Source organism: Streptomyces sp. NPDC034086 (assembly GCF_055575515.1).
In genome coordinates, this window is sequence record NZ_JBVISM010000012.1 from 147,056 (window position 1) to 171,039 (window position 23,984).

At 74.4% G+C, this 23,984-nt stretch carries 22 protein-coding genes and 1 pseudogene; 7 read left to right on the forward strand and 16 right to left on the reverse strand.

The annotated features are described in order from the left end of the window. Positions 1-22: 22 nt before the first annotated feature. The 3 genes from ACZ514_RS24780 to ACZ514_RS24790 form a co-directional block, all read right to left on the reverse strand. Positions 23-1,612, reverse strand: coding sequence for a phytoene desaturase family protein (locus ACZ514_RS24780; RefSeq protein ID WP_469125683.1), 1,590 nt, complete (start codon positions 1,610-1,612; stop codon positions 23-25). Beyond that, the gene (locus ACZ514_RS24785) at positions 1,609-3,828 is read right to left on the reverse strand and encodes a serine/threonine-protein kinase (protein WP_469125684.1); all 2,220 of its coding nucleotides are present in this window, start codon (positions 3,826-3,828) and stop codon (positions 1,609-1,611) included. Before ACZ514_RS24785 ends, ACZ514_RS24780 begins: the two co-directional genes overlap by 4 nt. 362 nt (positions 3,829-4,190) lie before the next feature. Continuing rightward, positions 4,191-4,571 carry an SgcJ/EcaC family oxidoreductase gene (locus ACZ514_RS24790; RefSeq protein ID WP_469125685.1) on the reverse strand — a complete coding sequence of 127 codons (381 nt, stop codon included), beginning with the start codon at positions 4,569-4,571 and terminating at the stop codon, positions 4,191-4,193. Between the two features lie 260 nt (positions 4,572-4,831). Between ACZ514_RS24790 and ACZ514_RS24795 the strand changes: the two genes are divergently transcribed. Then, positions 4,832-5,698, forward strand: coding sequence for a helix-turn-helix transcriptional regulator (locus tag ACZ514_RS24795; protein WP_468165980.1), 867 nt, complete (start codon positions 4,832-4,834; stop codon positions 5,696-5,698). Here ACZ514_RS24795 and ACZ514_RS24800 read toward each other — a convergent pair. The 7 genes from ACZ514_RS24800 to ACZ514_RS24830 all read right to left on the reverse strand — a co-directional run bounded on the left by ACZ514_RS24800 (position 5,628) and on the right by ACZ514_RS24830 (position 12,573). Next, positions 5,628-7,163, reverse strand: a complete 1,536-nt coding sequence (locus ACZ514_RS24800) for an amino acid permease (protein ID WP_468165978.1) — start codon at positions 7,161-7,163, stop codon at positions 5,628-5,630. The two genes, ACZ514_RS24795 and ACZ514_RS24800, sit on opposite strands and share 71 nt — an antisense overlap. A 71-nt stretch (positions 7,164-7,234) precedes the next feature. Next, complete coding sequence (locus ACZ514_RS24805) at positions 7,235-7,708, reverse strand: MoaF-related domain-containing protein (protein WP_468696459.1); 474 nt, start codon at positions 7,706-7,708, stop codon at positions 7,235-7,237. Between the two features lie 56 nt (positions 7,709-7,764). Continuing rightward, positions 7,765-8,631 (reverse strand): tyrosinase family protein, encoded by an 867-nt coding sequence (locus ACZ514_RS24810; protein ID WP_468165974.1) that lies wholly within the window; start codon positions 8,629-8,631, stop codon positions 7,765-7,767. Positions 8,632-8,659: 28 nt separating this feature from the next. Continuing rightward, the gene (locus tag ACZ514_RS24815) at positions 8,660-9,103 is read right to left on the reverse strand and encodes a tyrosinase family oxidase copper chaperone (RefSeq protein ID WP_469125686.1); all 444 of its coding nucleotides are present in this window, start codon (positions 9,101-9,103) and stop codon (positions 8,660-8,662) included. Beyond that, a complete protein-coding gene (locus tag ACZ514_RS24820; RefSeq protein WP_469125687.1) occupies positions 9,100-10,644 on the reverse strand; it encodes an FAD/NAD(P)-binding protein in 1,545 nt (514 codons plus the stop codon). Before ACZ514_RS24820 ends, ACZ514_RS24815 begins: the two co-directional genes overlap by 4 nt. A 52-nt stretch (positions 10,645-10,696) precedes the next feature. Further along, on the reverse strand, positions 10,697-11,701 hold the full coding sequence (locus ACZ514_RS24825) for an ABC transporter permease (protein ID WP_469125688.1): 1,005 nt from the start codon (positions 11,699-11,701) through the stop codon (positions 10,697-10,699). A gap of 71 nt (positions 11,702-11,772) precedes the next feature. After that, complete coding sequence (locus ACZ514_RS24830) at positions 11,773-12,573, reverse strand: class II aldolase/adducin family protein (protein ID WP_468165966.1); 801 nt, start codon at positions 12,571-12,573, stop codon at positions 11,773-11,775. Between the two features lie 493 nt (positions 12,574-13,066). Here ACZ514_RS24830 and ACZ514_RS24835 point away from each other — a divergent pair, with 493 nt between their 5' ends. Next, the gene (locus ACZ514_RS24835; RefSeq protein ID WP_469125689.1) at positions 13,067-13,429 is read left to right on the forward strand and encodes an SAV_915 family protein; all 363 of its coding nucleotides are present in this window, start codon (positions 13,067-13,069) and stop codon (positions 13,427-13,429) included. A gap of 10 nt (positions 13,430-13,439) precedes the next feature. Next, positions 13,440-14,779, forward strand: a pseudogene (lysA, locus tag ACZ514_RS24840) (diaminopimelate decarboxylase). Here lysA and ACZ514_RS24845 read toward each other — a convergent pair. Together ACZ514_RS24845 and ACZ514_RS24850 are read right to left on the reverse strand one after the other, a co-directional pair. Then, positions 14,776-15,462, reverse strand: a complete 687-nt coding sequence (locus ACZ514_RS24845) for a DUF1326 domain-containing protein (RefSeq protein WP_469125690.1) — start codon at positions 15,460-15,462, stop codon at positions 14,776-14,778. The pseudogene lysA and the gene ACZ514_RS24845 overlap by 4 nt on opposite strands. A gap of 138 nt (positions 15,463-15,600) precedes the next feature. After that, the gene (locus ACZ514_RS24850) at positions 15,601-16,446 is read right to left on the reverse strand and encodes a DUF2182 domain-containing protein (RefSeq protein ID WP_469125691.1); all 846 of its coding nucleotides are present in this window, start codon (positions 16,444-16,446) and stop codon (positions 15,601-15,603) included. A 203-nt stretch (positions 16,447-16,649) separates the two neighbouring features. On the opposite strand from ACZ514_RS24850, the gene ACZ514_RS24855 reads away from it, so the two are divergent. Continuing rightward, on the forward strand, positions 16,650-17,981 hold the full coding sequence (locus tag ACZ514_RS24855) for a phosphatase PAP2 family protein (protein WP_469125692.1): 1,332 nt from the start codon (positions 16,650-16,652) through the stop codon (positions 17,979-17,981). A 2-nt stretch (positions 17,982-17,983) separates the two neighbouring features. On the opposite strand, the gene ACZ514_RS24860 is transcribed toward ACZ514_RS24855, so the two are convergent. Then, complete coding sequence (locus tag ACZ514_RS24860) at positions 17,984-19,174, reverse strand: acyl-CoA dehydrogenase family protein (RefSeq protein WP_469125693.1); 1,191 nt, start codon at positions 19,172-19,174, stop codon at positions 17,984-17,986. 129 nt (positions 19,175-19,303) lie between these two features. Between ACZ514_RS24860 and ACZ514_RS24865 the strand changes: the two genes are divergently transcribed. Beyond that, positions 19,304-19,804 carry a hypothetical protein gene (locus tag ACZ514_RS24865; RefSeq protein WP_469125694.1) on the forward strand — a complete coding sequence of 167 codons (501 nt, stop codon included), beginning with the start codon at positions 19,304-19,306 and terminating at the stop codon, positions 19,802-19,804. Positions 19,805-19,865: 61 nt separating this feature from the next. Here the strand turns inward: ACZ514_RS24865 and ACZ514_RS24870 are convergent, their stop codons facing one another. Further along, complete coding sequence (locus ACZ514_RS24870; protein WP_468696443.1) at positions 19,866-20,708, reverse strand: class II fructose-bisphosphate aldolase; 843 nt, start codon at positions 20,706-20,708, stop codon at positions 19,866-19,868. Continuing rightward, on the reverse strand, positions 20,705-21,607 hold the full coding sequence (locus tag ACZ514_RS24875) for an SIS domain-containing protein (protein WP_467883923.1): 903 nt from the start codon (positions 21,605-21,607) through the stop codon (positions 20,705-20,707). The genes ACZ514_RS24870 and ACZ514_RS24875 overlap by 4 nt, the downstream gene beginning before the upstream one ends. Before the next feature lie 208 nt (positions 21,608-21,815). Here ACZ514_RS24875 and ACZ514_RS24880 point away from each other — a divergent pair, with 208 nt between their 5' ends. Next, positions 21,816-22,604: a DeoR/GlpR family DNA-binding transcription regulator gene (locus ACZ514_RS24880; protein ID WP_469125695.1), complete on the forward strand. Its 789-nt coding sequence runs from the start codon at positions 21,816-21,818 to the stop codon at positions 22,602-22,604. 43 nt (positions 22,605-22,647) lie between these two features. Here the strand turns inward: ACZ514_RS24880 and ACZ514_RS24885 are convergent, their stop codons facing one another. Beyond that, a complete protein-coding gene (locus ACZ514_RS24885; RefSeq protein ID WP_469125696.1) occupies positions 22,648-23,016 on the reverse strand; it encodes a nuclear transport factor 2 family protein in 369 nt (122 codons plus the stop codon). Between the two features lie 70 nt (positions 23,017-23,086). Here ACZ514_RS24885 and ACZ514_RS24890 point away from each other — a divergent pair, with 70 nt between their 5' ends. Next, the gene (locus ACZ514_RS24890; RefSeq protein WP_468165946.1) at positions 23,087-23,962 is read left to right on the forward strand and encodes a LysR family transcriptional regulator; all 876 of its coding nucleotides are present in this window, start codon (positions 23,087-23,089) and stop codon (positions 23,960-23,962) included. The last annotated feature ends 22 nt before the right edge of the window (positions 23,963-23,984 follow it).

Sequence of the window (23,984 nt, forward strand, 5' to 3'; positions counted from 1 at the left end):
CTCCGGCCGGTGTGGAAGCGGGTCAGCGGCCCAGTACCGCCATCGCCGCGTTGTGGCCCGGGATCCCGCTCACGCCGCCGCCCCGGACCGCCCCCGCACCGCACAGCAGGACGTTGCCGTGGGCGGTCTCCACGCCCCAGCGCCCCGCGTCCGCGTCTTCCCCGTACGGCCAGGACAGGTCCCGGTGGAAGATGTGCCCGCCCGGCAGCCGCAGTTCGCGTTCCAGGTCCTGCGGGGTCTTGGCCTCGATGCAGGGGCGCCCGTCGCCGTCGAAGGCCAGGCAGTCGGTGAGCGGCTCGGCCAGGTGGGCGTCCAACTGGGCCAGGGTGGCGGTCAGCAGCACCTCGCGGGCCTGCCGGTTGTCCTTCTCGAAGAGGCGCGCCGGAGTGTGCAGGCCGAAGAGGGTGAGCGTCTGGTAACCCCGGCCGGCGAGTTCCGGCCCGAGGATCGAGGGGTCGGCCAGCGAATGGCAGTAGAGCTCCGACGGCGGTACGGACGGCAGTTCCCCTCCCGCGGCCTCGCCGTGGGCGCGCCTGAGCTGCTCGTAGCCCTCCGCGACGTGGAAGGTGCCGCCGAAGGCCTCGCGGGGGTCCACCGAGGTGTCGCGCAGCCGGGGCAGCCGGCTCAGCAGCATGTTGACCTTGAGCTGGGCGCCTTCCGGGGCCGGTCCGGCGGATTCGGGGGCCTCGCCGAGGAGTCCGGCCAGCGCCCGGGGGGAGGCGTTGACCAGCACCGTGCGCCCCACGACCGTGCCCTCGCCCGTGGCCGTGCGGTAGGTGACCTCGGCCGGGGCGGTTCCGTCGGTGTGGATGCGCAGGACCTCGTGGCCGGTGGCGATCCGGGCGCCGCCCGCCCGGGCGGCCCCGGCCAGGGCGTCGGTGAGGGCTCCCATGCCGCCGACGGGCACGTCCCAGTCGCCGGTCCCGCCCCCGATCACGTGGTAGAGGAAGCAGCGGTTCTGCACGAGTGACGGGTCGTCGGCGTCGGCGAAGGTGCCGATGAGACCGTCGGTGAGGACCACGCCCCGGACCAGGTCGTCGGTGAAGCGTTCCTCCAGCGCCCGTCCGAGCGGCTCCTCGAACAGCATCCGCCAGGCCGCCTCGTCGTCGATCCGGGCCCGCAGCCCCGCACGGGTGGGCAGCGGTTCGGTGAGGGTCGGGAACACCTTGCGGGCGAGCCGGCCGGTGGTCGCGTAGAAGGCCCGCCACGCCTCGTACTCCCGGTCCGAGCCGGTGAGCTTCGCGAAGGACTCCCGCGTGCGCGTCTCGCCGCCGCCGACGAGGAGTCCGCCGGGGCGGCCGTCCCGCTCGAAGGGCGTGTACGAGGAGACCGTGCGCCGCCGCACCGCGAACCGCAGCCCCAGGTCACGGATGATCTTCGCGGGGAGCAGCGAGACGAGGTAGGAGTAGCGCGAGAGCCGGGCGTCGACCCCGGCGAAGGGGCGGGTGGAGACGGCCGCCCCGCCGGTGTGGCCGAGCCGTTCGAGGACCAGCACCGAGCGGCCGGCGCGGGCCAGGTAGGCGGCGGCGACGAGGCCGTTGTGGCCGCCTCCCACGATCACCGCGTCGTACACGTCCTGCGCGAGGCCCGGGGAACCTGAGTTGGCGGTCATGGCTCTTGGTAGCACACCTGGCCGAGCCGCTCCAGGCAGTGCGCCTCGTCGGCGTGGGCGAGGACCGTGTCGGGGTGCTCGTCGCCGAGGGAGCGTTCCCGGATGCCGGACAGGTCCCGGTAGATGGGCAGCGCCTCGTCCCAGCGGCCGAGCCGCCCCAGGCCGACGGCGAGTTCCCGGCGGCTGACCAGGGTGTCCGGGTGTTCCGCGCCGAGGACCCTGGCGCGCGCCGCGCCGACCTCGCGGGCCTCGGCGACGGCCTCCTCCCAGCGTTCGAGGCGGCCCAGGTTGACCCCGAGGACGTGGCGGGCGCGCAGGGTCTCCGGGTCGGCGGCGCCGTAGGCCCGGGTGCGGTCGCGGACCAGGGAGCGGAACAGGTCGAGGGCCTCGGCGGCGCGGCCGGTGCGGCCCAGGGCGATGCCGGTCTCGTAACGGGCGGCGAGGGCGTCGGGGTGGTCCCGGCCGAGTACGCGTTCCCGGGCGGCGGCGACCTGGCGGAAGCCGGTCAGGGCCTCCTGCCAGCGGCCGAGGCGGCCGAGGGCGTACGCGGCCTCGTAGCGGCTCTGCAGGGTCTCCGCGTGCTCGGCGCCGAGCACGGCGGCGCGGTCGGCCGCCACCTCGGCGGCGGTGGCGTGCGCCTCGGCGTGCCGGCCGAGGGCGCTCAGGGCGCAGGCCAGGCTGTGCCGGCAGCGCAGGGTGCCCGGGTGGAGCGGGCCCTCGGTGCGGACGCGGGCGGCCAGCACCGAGCGGTACACCTCGTAGGCCTCTCCGTGGCGGCCGAGGCGGCCCAGTTCGTACGCCTCCTCCTGGCGGGCGGCGAGGGTCTCGGGATGGTCGGGGCCGAACACCCGGGCCCGGCCCCGCGCCACGGCCGCGTACACGGCGAGGGCCTCCTCGGGCCGGCCGGCGCGGCTGAGGGCGAAGGCGCGGGTGTGGCCGGCGGCGAGGGCGTCGGGCTCTCCGGCCGCCGGGGTGCCCGGCGCCGGCCCGTAGGCGGCGGTGAGCCGGGGGTCCTCGGTGGGGGCGGGCCGGCTGATGCGGTGCCCGGCGGTACCGGTTCCGGTACTGGTACCGGAGGAGGCAGAGCCCGGACCGGCGGAACCGGACGCGGATCCGGAGGAGGCAGAGCCGGGACCGGCGGAACCGGACCCGGACCCGGATCCGGAGGAGGCGGAGCCCGGACCGGCGGAACCGGAACCCGGGCCGGTCGCGGCCGGACGGGCCGCCGTCCAGGAGCCGGTGAGCAGGGCCCACTCCCCGCTGGCGGGTCGGGCGTCCGCTCCGGCCTTGCGCCCGGCCGTCATCCCCGCCGCCCAGACGGGCAGCGGGGGCTGGGCGGCGGGCCGCCCGCCGGGGCCGAAGCGGGACTCGACCAGGCGCCGGTGCAGGTGGCGGGCGTCGCCGGGCCGGTCCTCGGGACGCTTGGCCAGCAGGTCCAGCACGAGCCGCTCGAAGTAGCCCGGCAGCTCGGGGCGGTGATCGCGCAGCGGTACGGGCGCGGTGTCGCGGTGGCCGACCAGCACGGACCAGGAGTCGCCGAGGTCGAAGGGCGGGGCTCCGGTGGCGATCTCGTAGAGGACGCAGCCGAGGGAGTAGAGGTCGCTGCGGTGGTCGACCTCGCCGCCCGCGATCTGTTCGGGCGACATGTAGTGCGGGGTGCCCATGGCCATCCCGCCGCCGGTGAGCTTGGCGGTGAAGCCGATGTCGTGCGCCAGGCGGGCGATGCCGAAGTCGCAGATCTTCACCGTGCCGTCGGTGAGCCGCATGATGTTGGCCGGCTTGAGGTCGCGGTGGACGACGCCCTGGTCGTGGGTGTAGCCGAGGGCGGCGGCCATCTGCTCGGCGATGTCGAGGACCACGTCGACGGGGAGCGGGCGCGCCTCGTTCTCCTCCATGAGCTGGCTGAGGTTGCGTCCCTCGAGGAGTTCCATGACCAGGTAGAGGGGGCCGCCGGAGGCGCTGTCGTCGCCGAAGTCGTGGACGACGGTGACGCCCCGGTGCTGGAGCGAGGCGGCGACGCGCGCTTCGCGGCGGAAGCGTTCGCGCAGGACCTGGGTGAAGTGGGCGTCCTGTTCCGGGCCGAGGGGCTTGAGGCACTTCACCGCGACCTGCCGGCCGAGCGACTCGTCGCGGGCACGCCACACCTCACCCATGCCGCCGCGCCCGATCAGATCGAGTGACCGGTACCGGCCCTGGATCAGTCTGGACTCCGCCATGTCTTAAAGCCGCCCCCGTCGTCGTGCCGCGCCCTCCCCGGCCGGTCCAGTATGGCCGCTGATGTTCGCAGTGTGTACGCGGAGGGGCGGGTGCCGGGGCCGAGTCGGCGCATCGCTCTCAAGATGTGACCTGGAGGCAGCCGCCGGGGCGGACCTGCGGGAATGCTGCGCAGCACGCGGCCTGTGGGGCGCAGGCGGCGGGTGGCCGCGCCCGAGGCCGGTGCGGGGTGTCCGTACGGCTGGTGCGCCCGGTGCGGCAGGGACCCGTGGGCGGCGCCAACCGGCCTGCGGCGCACCGGATTTCGGCCAGGGACGAGGGACACCGCCCCGGGCGGGTGCCGGGAAACCCGCCCGGACGTGCCTCAGCTCATCCGCGAGACGTGGTACTGGCGGATCCGCCAGCCGTCTCCGGCGTGCTGGACGAGGACGGAGAGGCGGACGGTGAGCGGGGTCCCGGCGGGGTCCTGCGGGGTGGGTGTCCGGAAGGTGACGGTGGCGAACCCGCCGAGCGCCTCGGCGGCGACGGGGCGGGAGTGCAGGACCTCCACGGTGGCGGTGGTGCCGGGCGGGACGTTGTCGTAGTAGGCGCGTATCTCCTCCCGGCCGTTCAGCAGCCGGGGGGACAGGCCCTGGAAGAGGGCGTCCTCGGCGAAGAGGGCGACGACGTCGTCGACGCGGCGCTCCCCGAAGGCCGCGCGCCACTCCTCCAGGACGTCGGCGAGTACCCCATAACGGTTCGACATGCGCCCGTTACCTCCGGTTCCATGGTCAATAACTTATGAAGACACCATGTTGACAGCCTACGTACCGATACCGGCTACTTTTCGAAGTGCATAATGAGGCCATGCAGGATCATGCAAGGCAGTACCCGGGGGAATGTTGTGAACGTGACCGCTCCGCGGACACAGGGGTCGGCGTATGCGGGGAGGGCCTGACCGTCTACCGCCAGGCCGTCGTGAAGGGATGCACGCCCAGGGAAGGCGCGCCCGCCTGTCTCCTGCGGATGGGCCTCCTCGTCCCTCCGCCGGACGACCCGACCGTCCTCGTGCCCGTGGCACCGGACGTCGCCAAGGCCGAACTCGTCCGCCCCATCGAGCAGTCGCTGGAGCGGCAGCGGCTGGACGCGCACGCCATCGCCGGGAGCTTCGTACCGGTGGCCGCGATCTACACCGCCGCCAAACGCGAACACACCGGCTGGGCCACCGCGATCGACGGGGAGAGGGTCGTCCACTCCACGCTGGCGCACGCGGTCCGCGAGTGCCGGGAGGAGCTGATGACGGTGCAGCCGGGGGGCTCGCGCGTCTCGTACGACCTGGACGAACTCGACCACGTACGCGGTGCCGTCCGGCACCGCACCCTGTACCCGCACGCGGCCCGGACCCACGCGGCCACGCTGCGCCACATCGAACGGCTCACGGAGGCCGGGTGCGAGGTCCGCACCCTCGACCACGTCTTCGACCGGCTGATCGTCATCGACCGGGCCGTCGCCTACGTCCCGGGCCCCGGCGAGGGCCGGACCTCGGTACTGGAGATCAGGCAGCCCTCCATCGTCTCCTTCCTCGTGCGGGTCTTCGAGGAGGCCTGGGAACGGGGTGCGACCATCGACCCGGGCGCCTCGCGCACCGTGGAGCCCGACATCGCCGACGAGATCCAGCGGGCCGTGATGCGCCTGCTGGTGGCCGGCCACACGGACGAGGCGATCGCCCGCCGGCTCGGCACCAGCCGGCGGACCGTCGCCGCGCACGTGAGCCGGATCGCCGCCACCGTGCAGAGCCGCAGCCGGGCCCAGCTCGGCTACCTCATCGCCACCAGCGGGCTGCTGCCCGTGGACGAAGGCGCCGAGCCGGACTGCGCCCCGCTGCCGGCCTGATCCCCGCCCGTCGAGCACCCGAGCGCCCGGCCGGACACCCCGGCCGGGCCCGCCCCCGGCTCCGGGCACGGCGCGCGCGCAGCGCCCGTACGCCGGCTGCCGCCAGCAGCACCAGGACCAGCAGCGTCGACCAGCCCAGCTGGCCGCGCGTCCCGGGGTCGAGGGCCATCAGCACGAGCACCGCCACGATGCCGGCCGCCGCGAGCCAGGACAGGTACGGGAAGCCGCGCATCCGCACCACCAGCAGGTGCGGGGAGTCCCGCTCCAGCCGGCGGCGCAGCACCAGGTGGGCGGCGGCCACGGTCAGCCACATGTAGAGCATGGAGCCGCCCATGGCCTTCGCCAGGAACGGCAGGATCCGTTCCGGCCAGCGGTGGTCGAGGGCGATCGCGACGAAGCCGAAGGCCGCCGACGCCGCGACGGCCGCACGCGGCGCGCCCCGGGCGGAGGTGCGCAGCAGGAGGCGCGGGGCCTCTCCCCGGGCGGCGAGCGAGTGCGCCATGCGCGAGGCGCCGTACAGGTTGGCGTTCATCGCGGACAGCAGGGCGATGAGCACGACGACCTCGATCAGCCGCCCCGCGCCGGGGATGCCGAGCCGGTCGAGGACCGCGACGTAGGGGCTGCGGCCGGGTGTGGCCGCGTCCCACGGAAGCAGGGTGACGATCACGGCGATCGAGCCGAGGTAGAAGAGGCTGATCCGCCAGATGGCGCTGCCGACCGCCTTGGTGACGGAGCGGGCGGGGTCGCCGGACTCGGCGGCGGCCATGGTGATGACCTCCATGCCGCCGAAGGCGAACACCACGGTCAGCAGGCCCGCGACGACACTGTCCCAGCCCTGGGGCAGGAACCCGCCGCGGCCGGTCAGGTTGGTCATGCCGGGCGACTCGACTCCGGGCACCGCGCCGCACAGGGCGGCCACGCCGAGGGCGAGGAAGGCGATGATGGCGGCCACCTTGATGCCCGCGAACCAGAATTCGGCCTCCCCGAAGGAGGAGACCGAGAGCATGTTGGACTGGGTGAAGACGGCCAGTGCCGCGAGGGCGATCGCCCACTGCGGTACGGCCGGGACCCACTGGTGCAGGATGGTCGCGGCGGCGATCAGCTCGATGGCGATCGCGATGACGGTCACGGCCCAGTACAGCCAGCCGGCGGTGAAGCCGGCCCACCGGCCCAGGGCGCGGTCGGCGTAGACGGAGAACGAGCCGCTGGCCGGCATGGCGGCGGCCATCTCGCCGAGCATCCGCATGACCAGCAGGGCCAGCGCGGCGGCGAGCGCGTACGACAGGATGATGGCCGGGCCCGCGACCCGCAGGCCGGTTCCGGAGCCGACGAAGAGCCCGGCGCCGATGACCCCGCCGAGGGCCAGCATGGTCAGGTGGCGTGGGCGCAGGGCGCCGGCGAGTTCCCCGTCGGCCGGGGCCCGGGCCGCGGGCGGCCGGGGTGTCTGGGTGAGTGGAGCGGACATGTGCGGTTCCCCCGGGTACGGACGTGCGCGGGGCCGGCGTCCGTGGCGCCGGCCCCGCGTCACGGTGTCGGTCAAGAAGAGACGCGCTCGAGCGTCGCGGTGTGCAGCTCGCCGGCGCGGCCGCCGTCGGGGGTGGCGTACGTCCAGTAGACGCTGACGGTGGAGCGGCCGAGGTCCATGACGTGGCTGACGGTCATGCCGGAGGTCTCGACCCAGTTGACGAAGTAGAGGCCCTCGCCCACCTGGCGGACGGAGAGCCGCTCCTGGCCGCTGTGGCCGGCCATCGGGCCTTCCAGGGCGGTCCAGTCGAGGGTCGTGCCGTCGGCGGAGTAGGAGTTGCGCAGGACGGCGCCGTTGTCGAGGGTCAGGACGTACGTGTGGCCCGCGAAGGCGGGGACGGCGGCGGCCGGCCGTGCGGCGGGGGCGGTGAGGGCCGCGGCCGGGGAGGGAGCCGGGGCCGGGGCCGCCGCGTGGGCGGACGGGGCCGCGGCGAGGGCGATCAGGGCGGTGGCGGCGAGGGCCGGGACGGTGGTGCGCAGGCGCATGACGGTTCCTTCTCGGTGGTGGTGACGGGGTGTGGGCAGCGGGCGCGCGGGGCGCGTCACTGCGCGTACTGGTAGAAGCGGGTGTGGTCGAGCAGCTCGGAGGGCCGCACCTGCCACGGGGACATGGGCTCGTCGAGGCTGATGACCCGGCCGTGCTGGGGGTCGCCGGCGGGCAGGGGCCGGCGCGGCTCGTAGCCGGATCCGGGGTGCTTGCGCTGCCAGCGGGCCCAGACGAGGTCGATGAAGGTGTGGTGGAGCCAGAAGACCGGGTCGTTGGGGGAGGTCCCGCCGGTCATCTGGCCGCCGACCCACAGGTGGACCCGGTTGTGGTTGTGCCAGCCCTCCTTCTCCCCGACGGTCCAGCCCTCCAGCTTGTTGCGGAAGCCCGCGGTGGTGGCGGTCGAGTCCCAGGGGGCGGAGTCGTACACCGGGTCGTCGACGGCCCGGGCGAGTTCGGCGGGGGTGGGCAGCGCGACCGGGTCCGCGGGGCGGCCGAAGTCGCGCATCAGGTACTTCTCCTCGGTGACGCCCACGTTCACCGGCCAGTCGCCCCGGTCGAAGGCGAACGGGCCGGTCATGACCCGGCGGTCGCCGGGGCGGCCGTTGCCGCCGAGGAAGTCGTCGGCCCACAGGCCCGAGGTGGGCGACTGGTCGGTGGTCCAGTCCCAGTAGGGCAGGGTGACCTTCGGGTCGACCTGCTGGAGGGCGCGTTCGAACTCCAGCAGGTACTGGCGGTGCCAGGGGAAGAAGGAGGGGGACATGTGTCCCACCCGCTGCCCGCCCTCGCCGTCGGAGACGAAGTACTGCCCGTGCAGCCGGACGAACTCGTCGTAGACGCCGCGTCGTTTCACCTCCAGGAGGGCCGCCACGAACCTCGCCCGCTCGTCGGCGTCCAGGTCCTTCTGGTTCTTGCGCGTGTACACGTGTGCTTGATCCTCGCTCTGTCGGACGTCAGTGGTGGTGCAGCCGGGCCGTCGAGAGCTGCGCGGTGCCGATCTCGTCCACCGCCGCCCGCGCCACCTCCAGCGGTGTGGGGAAGGACTGGTAGTGGCTGACCAGGCTCAGGTAGCTGCCGTCGGCGCGGCGCATGACGTGCAGCGGACGGCCGTCGATGCTGACCTCGATGCCGGGGCCCGGGCCGGGGGCCGGGGCCGCGGCCTTCCGGGCGGAGGCGTAGCGCACGGCCGTGGGTCCGCCCTGGATACGGCGGCCCCGGTACACCTCGTCGAAGCTGCCGGGGAGCGGGGCCGGCGCGGCGGCGGCCCCGGCGGGTGTGCCGGCGGGCGCGGGGGCGGGGTCGGCCAGGACGATCGGCGCGACGGCGGCGCTGGTGCCGACGACGACGGCCGTGGTGAGGGCGGCCCGCATCATGTCCCTGCGGGTGATCGTGTTCATGCGTGCTGCTCCTGGGTGGCGGTGGCCGGTGCGGTGATGTCCTCGAGGACCGCCCGGACGATGTCGTCGGCCCGTTCGAGGACGGAGGGCATGCCGGAGGTGAAGAAGAGCGTCCCGGCGCCCATGTCGCCGATCGCGTGCATCCGCCGGTGGGGCCGGCCGGCGCCGACGGCCCGGCTGGTGGACGGTTCGATGTGCAGGCCGCCGTAGGGGTGGTACTCGCCGATGCCGTCCTCGACGAGCGAGTCGACGAACGGGCGGGCCTGGGCCGGGACCCGGTGGGAGGGCGCGCTGACGGCGTTGACGACGACGTCGCTCTCGTACTCCCCTCCGTCGGCCCCGATGTGGAAGCCGGCGCCGGCCAGCGGCTTGACGTTCCACAGGCCGCGCAGGACGCGCAGGCCGCCCGCCTCGTGGAGCTCCAGCAGTCTGCGGGCGTTGGCCGGGGGCATCGGGCAGCACAGGCTCATCACGGCCCGGTAGTGGTGGTCCCGGATGAAGTCCTGGTCGGCGGGGCGCAGCAGCGTCCAGGCGTCGGGGCCGCTCTCGGGGACGGCGTGCTGCATGACCCGCATGCCGGTGTCGGGCTCGTCGATGCGGTCGTACTGGCGGCGCAGCCGCTCCAGGGGCGGTTCCGTGGCCAGGGAGGACAGTTCGGCGACCACCGCGGACGGGTCGGCGCCGTGGGCGGCCAGTTCCCGGTCCAGGAGCTCCAGTACGTCGTCCAGCGCGAGCCGGCCGTCGTGGTTCCGGGCGGCGCGGGCGTGCAGGGCGGCGGGGGTGAAGTGCCGGATCTCGGGGAAGACGGGGCGCTGGCGCACGGCGGGCAGGGCGCCGTTGCGGGAGGCCATGGTGATCCGGCCCCGGTGGCCGCGGGCGGCGAGGGAGACGACGGTGTCCACGGCCGCGAGGCCGGTGCCGAGGACGGTGACGTCGGCGGTCGCGGGTATCGCGGCGACCGTGGTGCGCAGCGGGTAGGGGTCGGCGAAGTAGCCGGGGCTGCCGTCGAGCCCGTAGTGGTCGGCGGGCCGGCCGGCGCCGACCGCGCAGACCACGTAGTCGAAGGCGTGCGTACGGCCGTCGCGGGTGGTCAGCACCACCTCCTCCCCCGCCTCGCGGGCCGCGACGACCGCGTCGCGGACGATGCCGGTGGGCCAGCCGCCGAGGGAGAGCTCGCCGACGGCGTTCTCGGCGGTGCGCTCCAGGTAGCTGCCGAACACCCAGCGGGGCGGGAAGTAGCCGTCCGCGGCGTAGTCGCCCTGCCCGTACGGGAGTCCGGAGGCGCGCAGCCAGTTCAGGAAGTCGTCGGGGTCTCCGGTGCGGGCGCTCATCTCCGCCGGGATGATGTTGGCGAGGACCGTGTCGGCGTCGTGCTGGTAGGCGCGGCCGCGCCACAGGCTGCCCGAGGGTTCGAAGACGGTGATCGAGCCCCGGCCGCGGCCCTGGGTGCGGGAGAGCCGGTCCAGCAGGCAGACGGCCGCGGCCCCTCCGCCGACCAGGCCGATGCGCGTCGGCGGGCGGTCGTTCGTGTCGATGGTCATGGTCACCCTTCGTGGAGAGGAGTCGGCGGGAGGGGCGCCCGCGGGGGCGCCGTCAGTGCGCGGGGGCGGGCTGCGGCTCGGCGGTGGCGGCGGCCGTGGACGCGGCGGCGGGGCGGCGGCGGGAGCTCGCGTAGAGCAGGCCGAGGCCGATCAGCGCCCAGACGACGAGCACCAGGACCGGGCCGCCGGCACCGGCGCCGTCGAAGGGACCCGCGGTGCGCAGCAGGGTCGCGGCGGCGCCCGCCGGGAGGAACTGGCCGATCGAGCCCAGCGGCTGCGGCAGCATCTCGGGGGCCGAGGCGAGTCCGGAGAGCGGGTTGCCGACGACGAACATCAGGACGGCGCCGACCGCTATGCCGGGCGGGCCGATCAGCGAGCCGAGCCCGGTGATCAGGGAGACCATGGCCAGCTCCAGCAGGGCCACGATCCCGGCGTTGACGAGGTAACCGCCCGGCGCCACCCCGCTGAGGTGGGTCAGCATCAGGGAGCTGAGGAGTCCGGAGGCCAGGGCGAAGCCGATGACGCCGAGGAACTTGGCGCCGTTGGCACGCACCTTGAGGACGAAGAGCAGGGCGGCGATCACGGCGGTGATCAGGAGGGGCAGGAAGCCCATGGAAAGGCCCGCGCCGCTCGGGTCGTCGGAGTCCGCGGGCACGACGTCGGTGACGCGTACCGGACCGCCGGCGAGTTCCTGCGCCTGCCCGGTCAGCGTCCGGGCGACGGCGGGCGAGGCGGCGGAGGCCAGGCGCAGTTCCAGTCCGCCGGCGGTGGGCAGCAGGGCCCCGTACGCCTCGCGGTCGCGCAGGGCGGCGTCGGCCTCCTCGACACCGGAGGCGGTCCCGATGTCGTAGGCGCCGGGGGCGGTCTCGCGCAGCCGGTCGGCGAGCTGCTCCGCGCTCTGGGGGGCGCCCGGTGCGGAGACGACCAGGACGGGCAGGTCCCGGGGTGCGGCGTGGGACGCCGACCAGGAGAACCAGCCGCCGATGACGAACTGCACGATCGCGACGATGACGAGGATGGTGCGCGCTTCCGCGCGTGGTGAGGCGGTCGAACTCATGAGTGCTTCCTGGGATCGGTGCGGCCGGCGGACGGGCGGGGCAGGCGGCGGGGGCGTTCGGGCGCGGGCGGCTACTCGTCGAGCAGGTCGGGCTGTTCCGCCGTGATCTCGTCCCACATGATCTGGAAGCTGTAGCGGCCGAGCTGCTCGTCGCCGAAGCCGTCCCGGGCCAGCAGGGCCTGCTCGTGGGACATGGGGACGGGGCGGCCCGCGGCCAGGGCCAGCAACTGGACCTGTGCGCAGCTCTCGTAGGTGAAGAACCAGTGGACGGCCTCCTCCAGGGAGCCGCCCACGGTGATCAGGCCGTGGTGGCGCAGCAGCATGGCTCGCTTGGCGCCGAGGCGGTCGGCGATGTCCTGGCCGTGTTCGATCCGGATGGCGGGGCCGTCGTAGTCGCCGTAGAGGACCTGGTCCTGGTAGAAGGCCGCGGACTCCTGGTCGTAGGGCTCCAGGAGCCGTTCGAGGGCGCCGAGGGCGCGGGCGTGGACGGTGTGGCCGTGCGCGATGGCGTCGGCCCCGGGCCGCTCGTGGATCTTCGAGTGGATGGTGAAGGCGCTGGGGTTGACCTTGCCGGTGCCGTCGACGACGCGGCCCGACGCGTCGACGCGGATCAGATCGGCCACGCGGACGCGGCTGAAGGAGACGCCGAAGGGGTTGACCCAGAAGGTGTCGAGGTCCTCGGGGTCGCGGACCGAGATGTGGCCGGATATCCCCTCGGCGTAGCCCGCCTTGCCGAACAGCCGCATCGCGGCGGCCAGTCGCTGCTTGCGGTGGCGGCGCTCCTCCTCGGCGGAGGCGAACACCGGGTCCGCCGGGATCGGCAGACCGGTGTGGGTGTCGGCGAGGAAGGCTTCGGGTGCGGTGGTGGACACGTCTTGTCTCCTGGATGGTCGGTTTCGGGCCTGCCCGCCCCCCGCTCCCCCGGCCGCGCCGAGGCACGGCAGGGCAGGGCGAAGCCTGGCCACGGGTCAGGGAAGGCGCGCCTAAACCCCTGGTCAGCTGGGGTGTGGCGACTCGGGAGGGCATCGGCTCCCGCTCCTGAATCCTGTCCCACACCGAGGTGGTTTTTCGGCCTCCAAAGCCCCCGCACGGGTTCATAAGCGTGCGTTTCACGTTTGCGCAGCGGGCCTGATTACGGGCATAGCGGCACAGACCGCGCCCGGCGACGGGCGTCCCGCCCCCGCGGGACGGGCGCGGACGGTGTCAACGGGCCGTCAGGAGGTGACCGGGCGGCGTCAACGGCCCGTCAGAGGGTGGACCCGGGAGGGCCGGTGCGGGCCTAGCCTCGGTGGGCGCGCCCCGGGACGCCTCCCCGCTGCCCGGGGCCCCCTCCGGCGTCCCGCGGTTCCTCCAGGAGGAGACCTCATGTGTGTGTTCTCGTACGCAGACGATCCCGAGCCGGAGGAACGCGTCCCGGCCGGACCCCTGTACGTGCCGGTCCGGCCGGGAGGCCCGGAGGTGGTGGTACGCCTGTTCCGTACTCCGCTGGGCGCCCGTACCGCCGTCGGTTTCACCGGGCCGGACCGGCTCGCCGCCGCGCTGGGAGCCGGGCACCCCTGGATCCGGCTCTCGGAGCCGGCGCTGCGCGCGCTGGCCGAACCGCTCGGGGCGGCCCCGCTCACCGTGGACCCGGTCCTGACCGCTCCGGGGGTCACCCCGGCGCCGCCCGCCGAGCCCCCGCCGGTGCCCGCGCCCCGGGCCTCGGGTGCCGCCGCGCGGACCGCCTGAAGGGGGCGCCATGACCATCGCAGCCGTCCCCGAGGTGCCGGCGGGCGCCGGGGACCTGTCCGTCTGGTCCGCCTCCACGTCCGCGCTCGCCCGCGGCGGCCTGGCCGTCGGCGGGGTGCCGCTGGCGAAGGTCGCCGAGCGGTTCGGGACTCCGGCGTACGTACTGGACGAGGCCGAGGTGCGCGCACGCTGCCGCGCCTACCGGGAGGCCTTCCCCGGCGCCGAGATCCTGTACGCCGCCAAGGCGTTCCTCTCCCGCGCGTTGGTGCGCTGGGTCCGGGAGGAGGGGCTCGGCCTCGACGTGTGCTCCGCCGGGGAACTGGAACTCGCCGTGACCTCGGGGTTCCCCGCCGAGCGCATCGTGCTGCACGGCAACGCCACGTCACCCGCGGACATCGGGGCCGCGCTGCGGCTCGGCGTGGGGAGGATCGTCATCGACAGCCCCTCCGAGATAGCCCGCATCGCCGCCGCCGTGGGACCCGGGGGCCGCCAGAGGGTCCTGGTGCGGGTGGTGCCGGGTGTCCACGCCGGCGGCCACGAGAAGATCCGTACCGGTACGGAGGACCAGAAGTTCGGGCTGTCCGCCGCCGACGGCAGCGCCCGGCGGGCCGTCGACCGGATCCTGGCCCAGCCGCGGCTGGAACTCACCGGACTGCACTGCCACATCGGCTCCCAGATCACCGCCGTCGGCCCCTACCTGGTGGCGCTGCGGCGCATGGTGGAGCTGATGGCCGAGGTCCGCGACGCGCACGGGGTCGCCCTGCCCGAGCTGGACCTCGGCGGCGGGCACGGCATCGCGTACCGCCCCGGGGAACCGGAACCGGCCCTGGACCCGGGCGGGCTGGCGCGGGGGCTGCGCACCGGCCTCGCCGAGGCCTGCGCCGCCGCCGCTCTGCCCGTGCCCCGGCTGGCGGTGGAGCCGGGACGGGCCGTCGTGGGCCCGGCCGGGGTCGCGCTGTACGGGGTCCTCGCCGTGAAACGCACCCGGGGCGACGTGTTCGTGGCCGTGGACGGCGGGATGAGCGACAACCCGCGGCCCGCCCTGTACGGAGCGCGGTACGCGGCCCGGCTGGCCGGCCGCGCCTCCACGGCCGGCCCCCGCACCGCCACCGTCGTGGGCCGGCACTGCGAGGCCGGTGACGTCCTCGTCGCCGGGGCGGCCCTGCCGGACGACGTCCACCCCGGCGACCTGCTCGCCGTACCGGTGGCCGGGGCCTACCAGCTGTCCATGGCCTCCGGGTACAACATGGTCGGCCGGCCGCCGGTGGTCGCGGTGCGCGGGGGCGCGGCGCGGACCTGGTCAGGCGCGAGACCCTGGACGACTTCCGCAGCCGCGACATCGGGGACTAGCCCGTCCGGGTCTGGCCTCCCGGGCCCGTGTCGTCGGGTCCGGTCCAGTCGAAGGTGATGTGCTTGCTGGACTGGCCCTGCCGGTTCCAGTGGAAGCCGAAGGCGTCGGCCCGGTCCGCGGTCGAGCGGCCCCAGGTGGCGACCTGCCCCGGTCCGGTCTCCGAGCCCGGCAGGTTCGTCGACTGGACCCGCGCGCCCTCGGGGGTCGTGGGACCCGTGAGGGCCACCGCTCCGGCCTCGACCCGGCCGGGGACGGTGGCCCTCCAGCCGCCGAGGTCCTCGTCGACCTCGATGTGGACGGGGGCGAAGTCCAGGCCGCGCATCTCGGCGTCCATCATGGCCACCATCTCGGCCGGCCAGCTGCCCGCCCGGCCCCCGAAGATCATCTGGAGTGCCTGGCGCTGGGCCTCGTCGGCGCGCTCGTCGAGGAAGATCGCCGCGTACGTGTCACTGTGCTCCGCCCACACGTTCCCGACGAAGGAACCGAGCATCAGGACGTTCAGCCCGTCGAGCGTCACGCCGCCGTAGTCGCCCTCGCGGATGTGCCAGGCGAGGACTCCGTCGCACGCGCCGTAGCTGGGCGGCTGGGCGAAGGAGCAGGGGCACGGAACGTCACACCTGCACGTGTCGAACCAGTCCCCAGCCACGTGCCAGGCCGGGACGGTCGCTGTGGTCTCGGACATCTCATCGCCTCCACGTGACCCCGCGCCGGGCGGGCGTCGCGGAGGGCCCGCCACGCACGGGGCGGACACCGCCGCCCGCGTGCGGCGGCACGGGTCATCAGCTCGATTCTCCTCCTGCCGCCGTGCCGGGGGAAGCGGTCACCCCGCCCGGCGCATGTCCGTCTCCCCCATCGGCGGGGTGTGGTCCAGTCCCGGCAGCAGCCAGTCCTGGAAGGGGGCGAGGGCCGCCAGTACGAGGAAGACGAGGCCCACGGCCCAGGCCAGCCACGGGCCCTGCCGCCAGAGCTTCTCCAGGAAGATCACCCCGGCGACGGCCGCCATCGCGGCCACGTTCATCACCCCGAGCGGGATCAGGACGATCATCAGGCCCCAGCAGCAGCCGACGCAGTACAGGCCGTGGTGCGCGCCGACCCGCAGGTCCTTGGCCCACCGCCGGTAGCGCGCGTACCGGGCGAGCTGGAACATCGGGTTGCGGCAGTGCCGCAGGCAGATCCGCTTCAGCGGCCCGAACTGCTGGAGCCCCGCGAGGAGGAAGGCGCCCGCGCCGATCCACCGGGCCGTCCCCGGGACGGCCTCCGCCAGGCGCCCGGTCACGGTCAGCGCCCCGTACACCAGCAGCCCGAAACCGGTCCAGGCCAGCAGGTACCCGCTCACGAACTCGGCGGTGCGCAGCGCGCGGGCGGGGCCCGCCGAGCGGCGGCCGATGCCGCGTGCCCAGGTGAGGGCGACGGGCGCCACCGAGGGCAGCATCATCGCCGCCATCATGACCACCCACAGCGCGAGGAAGAGCGGCAGCGCCACGCCCATGCCGCCCGGCCCCATGCCGCCCGGCCCCGGCCCCATCCGCCGGGCCTGGCCGGCCGTGGCCGCCCAGGCGAGTACGGCGATCAGTACCATCAGCGTCCAGCCGACCGCCAGCTCGCGCCTCGACAGCAGGACTGCGGGCCGGTTCGGCGCGGGTGCGCCGGGACGGACGTGCGGCATGGTGCGCCTCCCTGGGGCGCGCGGTGGCCCGAGGACCCTCCCAGCTCAGCACAGAACCGGGGGTGCGGCGAACCCTGGGGGCCTGGCCGACCTCATGAGCGGAACGCCACCACTCCGCTAACATGTTCGAGCTAACAATGACCATGTTGAAATATGAACATCGGCTGAAAATGATATCTGCGGTATCGCGCACGCTTGCGCGCATGGGCGGCGGAATCGAGTCCGGGGCTTGGCGTCGGCCACGGATCATTCTGTGGGCCGCGGTGAGCGTGACGGGCCTCGGATTCCTCGTCGCCCTCGAAATGGCCGCGCGCCATTACGGCGTGGCGGGTCCGATCACCGACCAGGCGCGAGAGGTGGTCTTCGCCCCGAGGTCGGGGACCGTGCTGTACGCGAGCATGGCGTTGATGATGGTCGTGCTCACCTGGCGGCAGCGGTTCCTCGCGCTGGGCGCCGCGGTCGGCATCGACCTGGTCCTCTGGCTCGTGCGCTGGGCGCTCGGCGCCGAGAACATGGCCGGCAGCGGCGCCCTGTGGGTGACCCTCGGCTGTGCCGTCCTCGCCGTCACCCGCCGCACCGGCTCCGAGCGCGCCCTGCTGCTGAAGGGCGCCGGGCTGGCGCTGCTGCTGGTCACCGGCCGCAAGACCGGCTACGCCTGGCTGCTGATCACCGCGAAGACCCGTCCGATGGTGCTGGACCAGTACGTGGCGGCCGCCGATCACGCGCTGGGCAACCCTTCCTGGGTGGCCGGCCGGATCGTGGAGGCCACCGGCCCGGCCGGGCACCACGTGCTCGAATGGGTCTACATCCAGCTCGCGGTCGGCGCGGTCCTGGTCGCCCTGTACCAGCTGCGCCACGTGGCGGTGCGGCGCCGCTTCCCGGCCCACCACCTGGTGCGCACGTTCCTGGTGGTCGGCCTGCTCGGACCGGGCATCTACATGGTCTTCCCGGTGGTCGGGCCGATCCTCGCCTACGGCGCCGACGGCGGCCAGTGGGCGGTGGCCGACCTGTGGCCGCACACGGCTCCCGCCCTCGGGACCCCGCGGCCGATGCTCTTCGACGAGATCACCCCGCGCAACTGCATGCCCAGCCTGCACACGGCGTGGGCGACCGCGATCTTCATCCACTCCCGCAAGGGTCCGTGGGCCCTGCGGTTCCTCGGCACCTTCTGGCTGGTCGCCACGCTCGGCGCGACGCTGGGCTTCGGCTACCACTACGGCGCGGACATCGTCTCGGGCGTGGTGTTCACCCTCACGATCGAGGCGGCGCTGCGGGCGCTCGCCCGCGGCTGGGACCGGCGCGCGACCCTGCTGGTCGGCTCCGGCACCGCGGTCTTCACCGCGCTGCTGGTGTCGTACCGCTACCTGTCGACGCAGATGGCCGCCCACCCGTGGGTGTTCGGTCCCCTGGTGCTCCTGGCATCCGCCGCGGTCGTCTACGGCTACGTACGGACCACCCGCCTCTGGGACCGCCGGCCCGCGCAGGTGCGCGTCCCGGGACCCCGCTCGCAGGAACCCCAGCCCGAGCTGGTCTGAGGTCAGCGGCGGACCTTCGGCATGCCCAGGCCGATCCAGGAGATGATCTCGCGCTGGATCTCGTTGTTGCCGCCGCCGAAGGTGAAGATCACGGCGCTGCGGTAGCCCCGTTCCAGCTCGCCGTGCAGGACGGCGCCCGCGGAGCCGTCCTTGAGGGAGCCCGCCGCGCCGACGACCTCCATGAGCCAGGCGTACGCGTCCCTGCGCGCCTCCGAGCCGTACACCTTGACCGCGGAGGCGTCCTGCGGGGTGAGGGTGCCCGACTCGACGGCACCCACCATCTGCCAGTTGAGCAGCTTCATCGCGTCGAGGCGGGCGTGCGTGCGGGCGAGACGGCCGCGCACCCAGGCCAGGTCGATCACCCGGCGCCCGTCCGCGAGCTTCGTCGCGGCGGCCCAGCGCTGTACGTCGTGCAGGGCGCGGATGGCCATGGTGCCGTGGGCGGCGAGGGTGACGCGCTCGTGGTTGAGCTGGTTGGTGATCAGGCGCCAGCCCTTGTTCTCCTGCCCGACGCGGCGGCTCGCGGGTACGCGGACGTCCTCGTAGTAGCTGGCGGTCGTGTCGTGCGAGGCGAGGGTGTTGATCAGGGTGCAGGAGTAGCCGGGGTCGGAGGTCGGCACGAGCAGCATGGTGATGCCCTTGTGCGCGGGGGCGTCCGGATCGGTGCGGACCGCGAGCCAGACCCAGTCGGCGGTGTCGCCGTTGGTGGTCCAGATCTTCTGGCCGTTGACCACGTAGGTCCCGCCGTCCTCGTCGCCCTCGCGGACGGCCTTGCAGGACAGGGCGGCCAGGTCGGTGCCCGCGCCGGGCTCGCTGTAGCCGATGGCGAAGTCGATCTCCCCCGAGAGGATCCGGGGCAGGAAGTACGCCTTCTGCTCCTCGGTGCCGAAGCGCATGAGGGTCGGGCCGACGGTGTTCAGGGCCATCAGCGGCAGCGGGACGACGGCCTGCGCGGCCTCGTCGAAGAAGATGAACTGCTCCATGGCCGACATGCCGCGGCCGCCGTACTCCTCGGGCCAGCCGACGCCGAGCCAGCCGTCCGCGCCGAGGCGGCGGATCGTCTCGCGATAGAAGCGCTTCTGCGCGGCGGGGTCCTCGTAGCGGCCGTGGACGTCTTCCGGCACGAGCCCGGCGAAGTAGGCGCGCAGTTCGGTGCGCAGCTGCTGCTGCTCAGGCGTGTATTCGAGGTGCACGGCCCCTCCGGGAGTCTCGCGGTCGCGCCGGTCGCTGCGGTGGCGGCGGTCAGAGTAGAACCCGTTACAGGAATTGGGAAGGCCCGGGGCGGTGCACGGCGTCCGCCCGCGCCGGTAGGGTCACGCCCCATGACGGACGCGGAGACGGTCGTGGCGGGCAGCGAGATCGTGGTGGAGTGCCCGGGGCTCACCCACCACCACACGGGTGAGACCCCGGTACCCCTGAGGCTGCGGCGGCGGACCGCCGACGGGACGTGGATCTTCGAGGTGGGCACCCCGGTCGCCCAGGTCCCGCTGCTGGCCGGGACCGCGCCGGAGCAGGACGTACGCGACTTCGCGCTGGGGATCCTGGACGTCCTGGAGGCCGACGGCGGGGAACCCGACTTCCGGCTCTACGACGACGGCTACACCGAGGTGCGGGCGACGGTCGGCTACGGCCCCGAGCTGTACCTGGCGCTGGAGGCCACCTTCGACCCGGACCGGGACAGGATCGGCGCGGGGGCGGACGGCGCGCCCCGGTACGCCAATCCCTTCGGCTGGTGCTTCGCGGAACTGGGCGGGATCCCGCTGGCCGAGCCGGAGGCGCTGGGCGGGTTCGCGCGGGCGCTGCTGGCGGCCCTCGACGGCTGACGGGGCCCGCGCCCGCGCGAAGGGGCGGCATCCCGCCCGCATGCGCGCTCCGGCGGCGGTGTCAGGGCCGGCCCAGCGCCCCGATCATCGCCTCGGCCGTCGCCGCCATCGCCGTGCGGGCGGCCGTGAGGTACGGGCGGGGGTCCGCCGGGGTGAGGTGGGTGCGGATGGCCTCGGTCATGGCCAGGTTGAGGGCCGTGCCGATGTTGACCTTGCGGATCCCGCCGGCGACGGCGGCCGCGAGTTCCGCGTCGGGCAGGCCGGAGGAGCCGTGCAGCACCAGCGGCACGTCCAGGGTCTTGGCGAGCCGCGCCAGCAGCGCGTGGTCGAGGGAGGCGGTGCGGCGGGTCATGGCGTGGCTGCTGCCGATGGCCACGGCCAGGGCGTCGACCCCGGAGTCGGCGACGAACCGCCGGGCCTCGTCCGGGTCGGTACGGGCGCCCGGCGCGTGCGGGTCGAGCGGCGCGGCCCCGTCCTTGCCGCCGACCTCGCCCAGCTCCGCCTCGATCCACAGCCCGTTGGCGTGGGCCCAGTCGGCGGCGGACCGGGTGGCCTCCAGGTTCTCGGCGTAGGGCAGGTGCGCGGCGTCGTACATCACGGACCCGAAGCCGGCGTCCGCGGCCTGCCGCAGCAGGTCGGGGCTCTTGACGTGGTCGAGGTGGAGGCCGACGGGCACCCGGGCGGCCTCCGCGCAGGCGGCGGCGGCCCGGGCGATGGGCAGCAGGGCTCCGCCGCGGAACTTCACGGCGTTCTCGCTGAGTTGCAGGATGACGGGCAGGCCGGTCCGTTCGGCGCCCTCGACCACGGCTTCGGCGTGTTCCAGGGTGATGACGTTGAAGGCGGCGACGGCGCCGCCGGCCGCGGCGGCCCCGGCGACGAGGGCACCGGCGGCGGCGAGGCTCATCGGACCGCCTCCTCGCCCGCGGTCAGGATCACCGAGCGGGTGAGGTTGCGGGGCGCGTCGGGGTCGAGCCCCCGGTGCGCGGCGACGGCGACGGCGAGGCGCTGTGCCCGCACGAGCTCGGCGAGCGGGTCGAGTTCCCCGTCCACCCATTGGGCGCCGGTGCCCAGGACCTGCTCGGCGATCCCCTCGGGGGTGTCGCCCAGTGACCAGGTGACGGAGCCGGGGCCGGTGACGCTGACGGGCCCGTGCCGGTATTCCATCGCGGGGTAGGCCTCGGCCCACGACAGCGACGCCTCGCGCATCTTGAGGGCGGCCTCGTGGGCCAGGCCCACGCTCCAGCCGCGTCCGAGGAAGGTGAACTGGCCGCGCGCCTCGAGACCGTTGGGCAGGGGCAGCTCCAGGGCGGTGCGCGCGTCGGCGATCACGGCGGGGGTGTGGGCGCCGACGTGGGCGCGCAGCAGGGTGAGGGCGGTGGTGGCGAAGCGGGTCTGGACGACGGACCGTTCGTCGGCGAAGTCCAGTACGACGAGGTCGTCCGCGAGGGTCACCACCGGGGTGTCCGGGTCGCCGATGACGGCGGTGGTCGGGGTCCCGGCCTCCCGCAGTCCGGCGAGGAGGTCCAGCACCTCGGTGGTGGTCCCCGACCGGGTCAGGGCGACGACCCGGTCGTAGCGGCGGTGGCGGGGGAACTCCGAGGCGGGGAAGGCGTCGGTCTCCCCGTGCCCGGCCTCCTCGCGCAGGGCGGCGGCCGCCTGGGCCATGTAGTACGAGGTCCCGCAGCCGACGACCGCGGTACGCTCGCCGGGCCCGGGCAGCACCGCCCGGTGGGCCGGGGCCAGTTCGGCGGCCCGTTCCCAGCTGTCGGGCTGCGTGGCCAGCTCGTACGCGACGTGACTCATGCGGGCTCCTTGCGGGTCGGATGCGCCGGCCGGGAGGCGTACCGGCCGGACTTCCCTGCGTGCTCCTGCGATGTCCTGGCTGTGCTGCGTGTTCCTGCAACGTAGCGGGCGGTTTCGCGCAACTTCAAGCATCTCCCCGGTGATCCGCTGGGCTAATCTCGACGGCGGGGCCCGGCGGGGGCCCGGGGGACGACACGGGAGGGGCGCCATGACCCGCGAGGAACGCTGGCGGAGACTGCTGGACCTGCTGGTGGAACACCACGGGCTGGAGGTGGAACCGGCCGCCGAGGCGCTCGGCGTGTCGGCGGCGACGATCCGCCGGGACCTCGACCAGCTCGCGGAGCAGCAGCTGCTCGTCCGCACGCGCGGCGGGGCGGTGCCGCACGGGGTCTCCTACGAACTCCCGCTGCGGTACCGCACCTCGCGCCGGGCCGCCGAGAAGCGCCGGATCAGCGAGGCGGTCGCCGCCCTGATCGCGCCGGGGGAGGTGATCGGGCTGACGGGCGGCACCACGACCACGGAGGTCGCCCGCGCCCTCGCGGCCCGCGCCGACCTCGCCGCGCCCGTCGGCGGCTCCCCCGCCCTCACCGTGGTCACCAACGCGCTCAACATCGCGGGCGAACTGGCGGTCCGGCCCCAGTTCAAGATCGTCCTGACGGGCGGGGTGGCCCGGCCGCAGTCCTTCGAACTGACCGGGCCGCTGGCCCAGCAGACGCTCGGTCAGCTGACCGTCGACACGGCCGTGGTCGGCGTCGACGCCTTCGATCCGGCCGACGGCGCGGCCACCCGCCACGAGGACGAGGCCGCCGTCAACGCCCTGCTGTGCGAACGGGCCCGCCGCCTGGTCGTGGCGGCGGACTCCACGAAGCTGGGCGTGCGCGCCTTCGCCCGGATCTGTGCCACCTCCGCCGTGGACGTCCTGGTGACGGACACCGCCCTGCCGGACGCCGCCGCCCGGCCCTTCCGGGACGCGGGCGTCGAGGTGGTGCGGGTCTGACGCCGCGCCAGGGAAAGACGTACCGCGGGCCTCCCTGCTCCGCTCAGCCCCGCCCCTCGAGGCCCGCCAGCACCGCGCGCGGGTCGAAGGCGACCCGGATCCGGGCGATCCTCCCGTCCTCCACGTGCATCCAGTTCGCCGTCGGCGCCGGCGGCGCCACGGTGGTGTGCAGCTCGAACCAGGTGATCACCTCGTCGCCCTCCGCCACCCGCGCCTTCACCTCGATCTTCTCCAGCACCTGGCCGACCCCCTTCAGCCCGGCCAGGGCCTCCTCCACCCCCGATGCCGTTCCCAGCGGCCCGACGAAGTCGACGTCCTCGGCCACCAGCCCCCGTACGGTCTCGAAGTCACCCGCCTCCCAGGCGGTGAAGTAGGCCTCGGCAAGCTGTCGCGCGCTCTTCGTTGTCGTCATGCCTCCATCCTCCCGAGCACCTCGGCATCAGTCCAACAGATGATGACGATGGGACCTATCATCGGTGGATATGGAGATGCACCAGCTGCGCTACTTCGCCGCCGTGGTGGAGGAGGGCACGTTCACGGGCGCCGCACGCCGCCTGCACGTCAGCCAGTCCGGTGTCAGCACCCAGGTGGCCAAGCTGGAACGCGAATTGGGGCAGCCGCTGTTCGACCGCTCCGGGCGCCGGGTCCGCCTCACCCCCGCCGGCGAGGCGGTGCTCCCCCTCGCGAAGAACGCCCTCGCCACCCTCGACGCCATCCGGCACGCCGCGGCCGAGTTCGCCGACGCCGTGCGCGGCCGCGTCCGGCTCGGCATGATCGCCGGCTGCTCGATCCCGCCCTTCCTCGACACCGTCGCCGGCCTCGGCCGCACCCACCCGGGCATCGAACTCAGCCTGCACGAGGCCCACTCCGACGACCTCCAGTCCCAGGTCCTCTCCGGCGCCCTCGACCTGGCCCTGATCGCCTACGCGGGCGAGGTCGCCCCTGGCCTGGAGCCGGACGTCGTCATCGACGAGCCGATCGCCGTATGCGTACCGCCCGGGCACCCCCTCGACCGGGCGGAACCCCGGCTGGCCGGCCTCCGGGGCGAGAAGGTCCTCTGCCTCTCCCGGGGCACCGGCATCCGCGCCGCCTACGAGGACTCCTGCCGCCGGCTCGGCCTGGACCCGCGCGTGGACATCGAGGCCGGCTCCCCGCCCACCCTGCTCCGCCTCGCCGAACGCGGCGCGGGCGTCGCCGTCCTCAGCGCCTCCTCCGCCCAGGGCTCCGCCCTGCGGGCCGTCCCCCTCGCGGACGCCGCGACGCACGCCCGGCTCGCCCTCGTCGCCCGCCGCGACCAGCACTCCCCGTCCGTGGGCCTGCTGCGCTCCCGGCTCCTCGCCGCACTGCGAGCCGGCTGAGACCCGTCCGGCCGGTCATGTG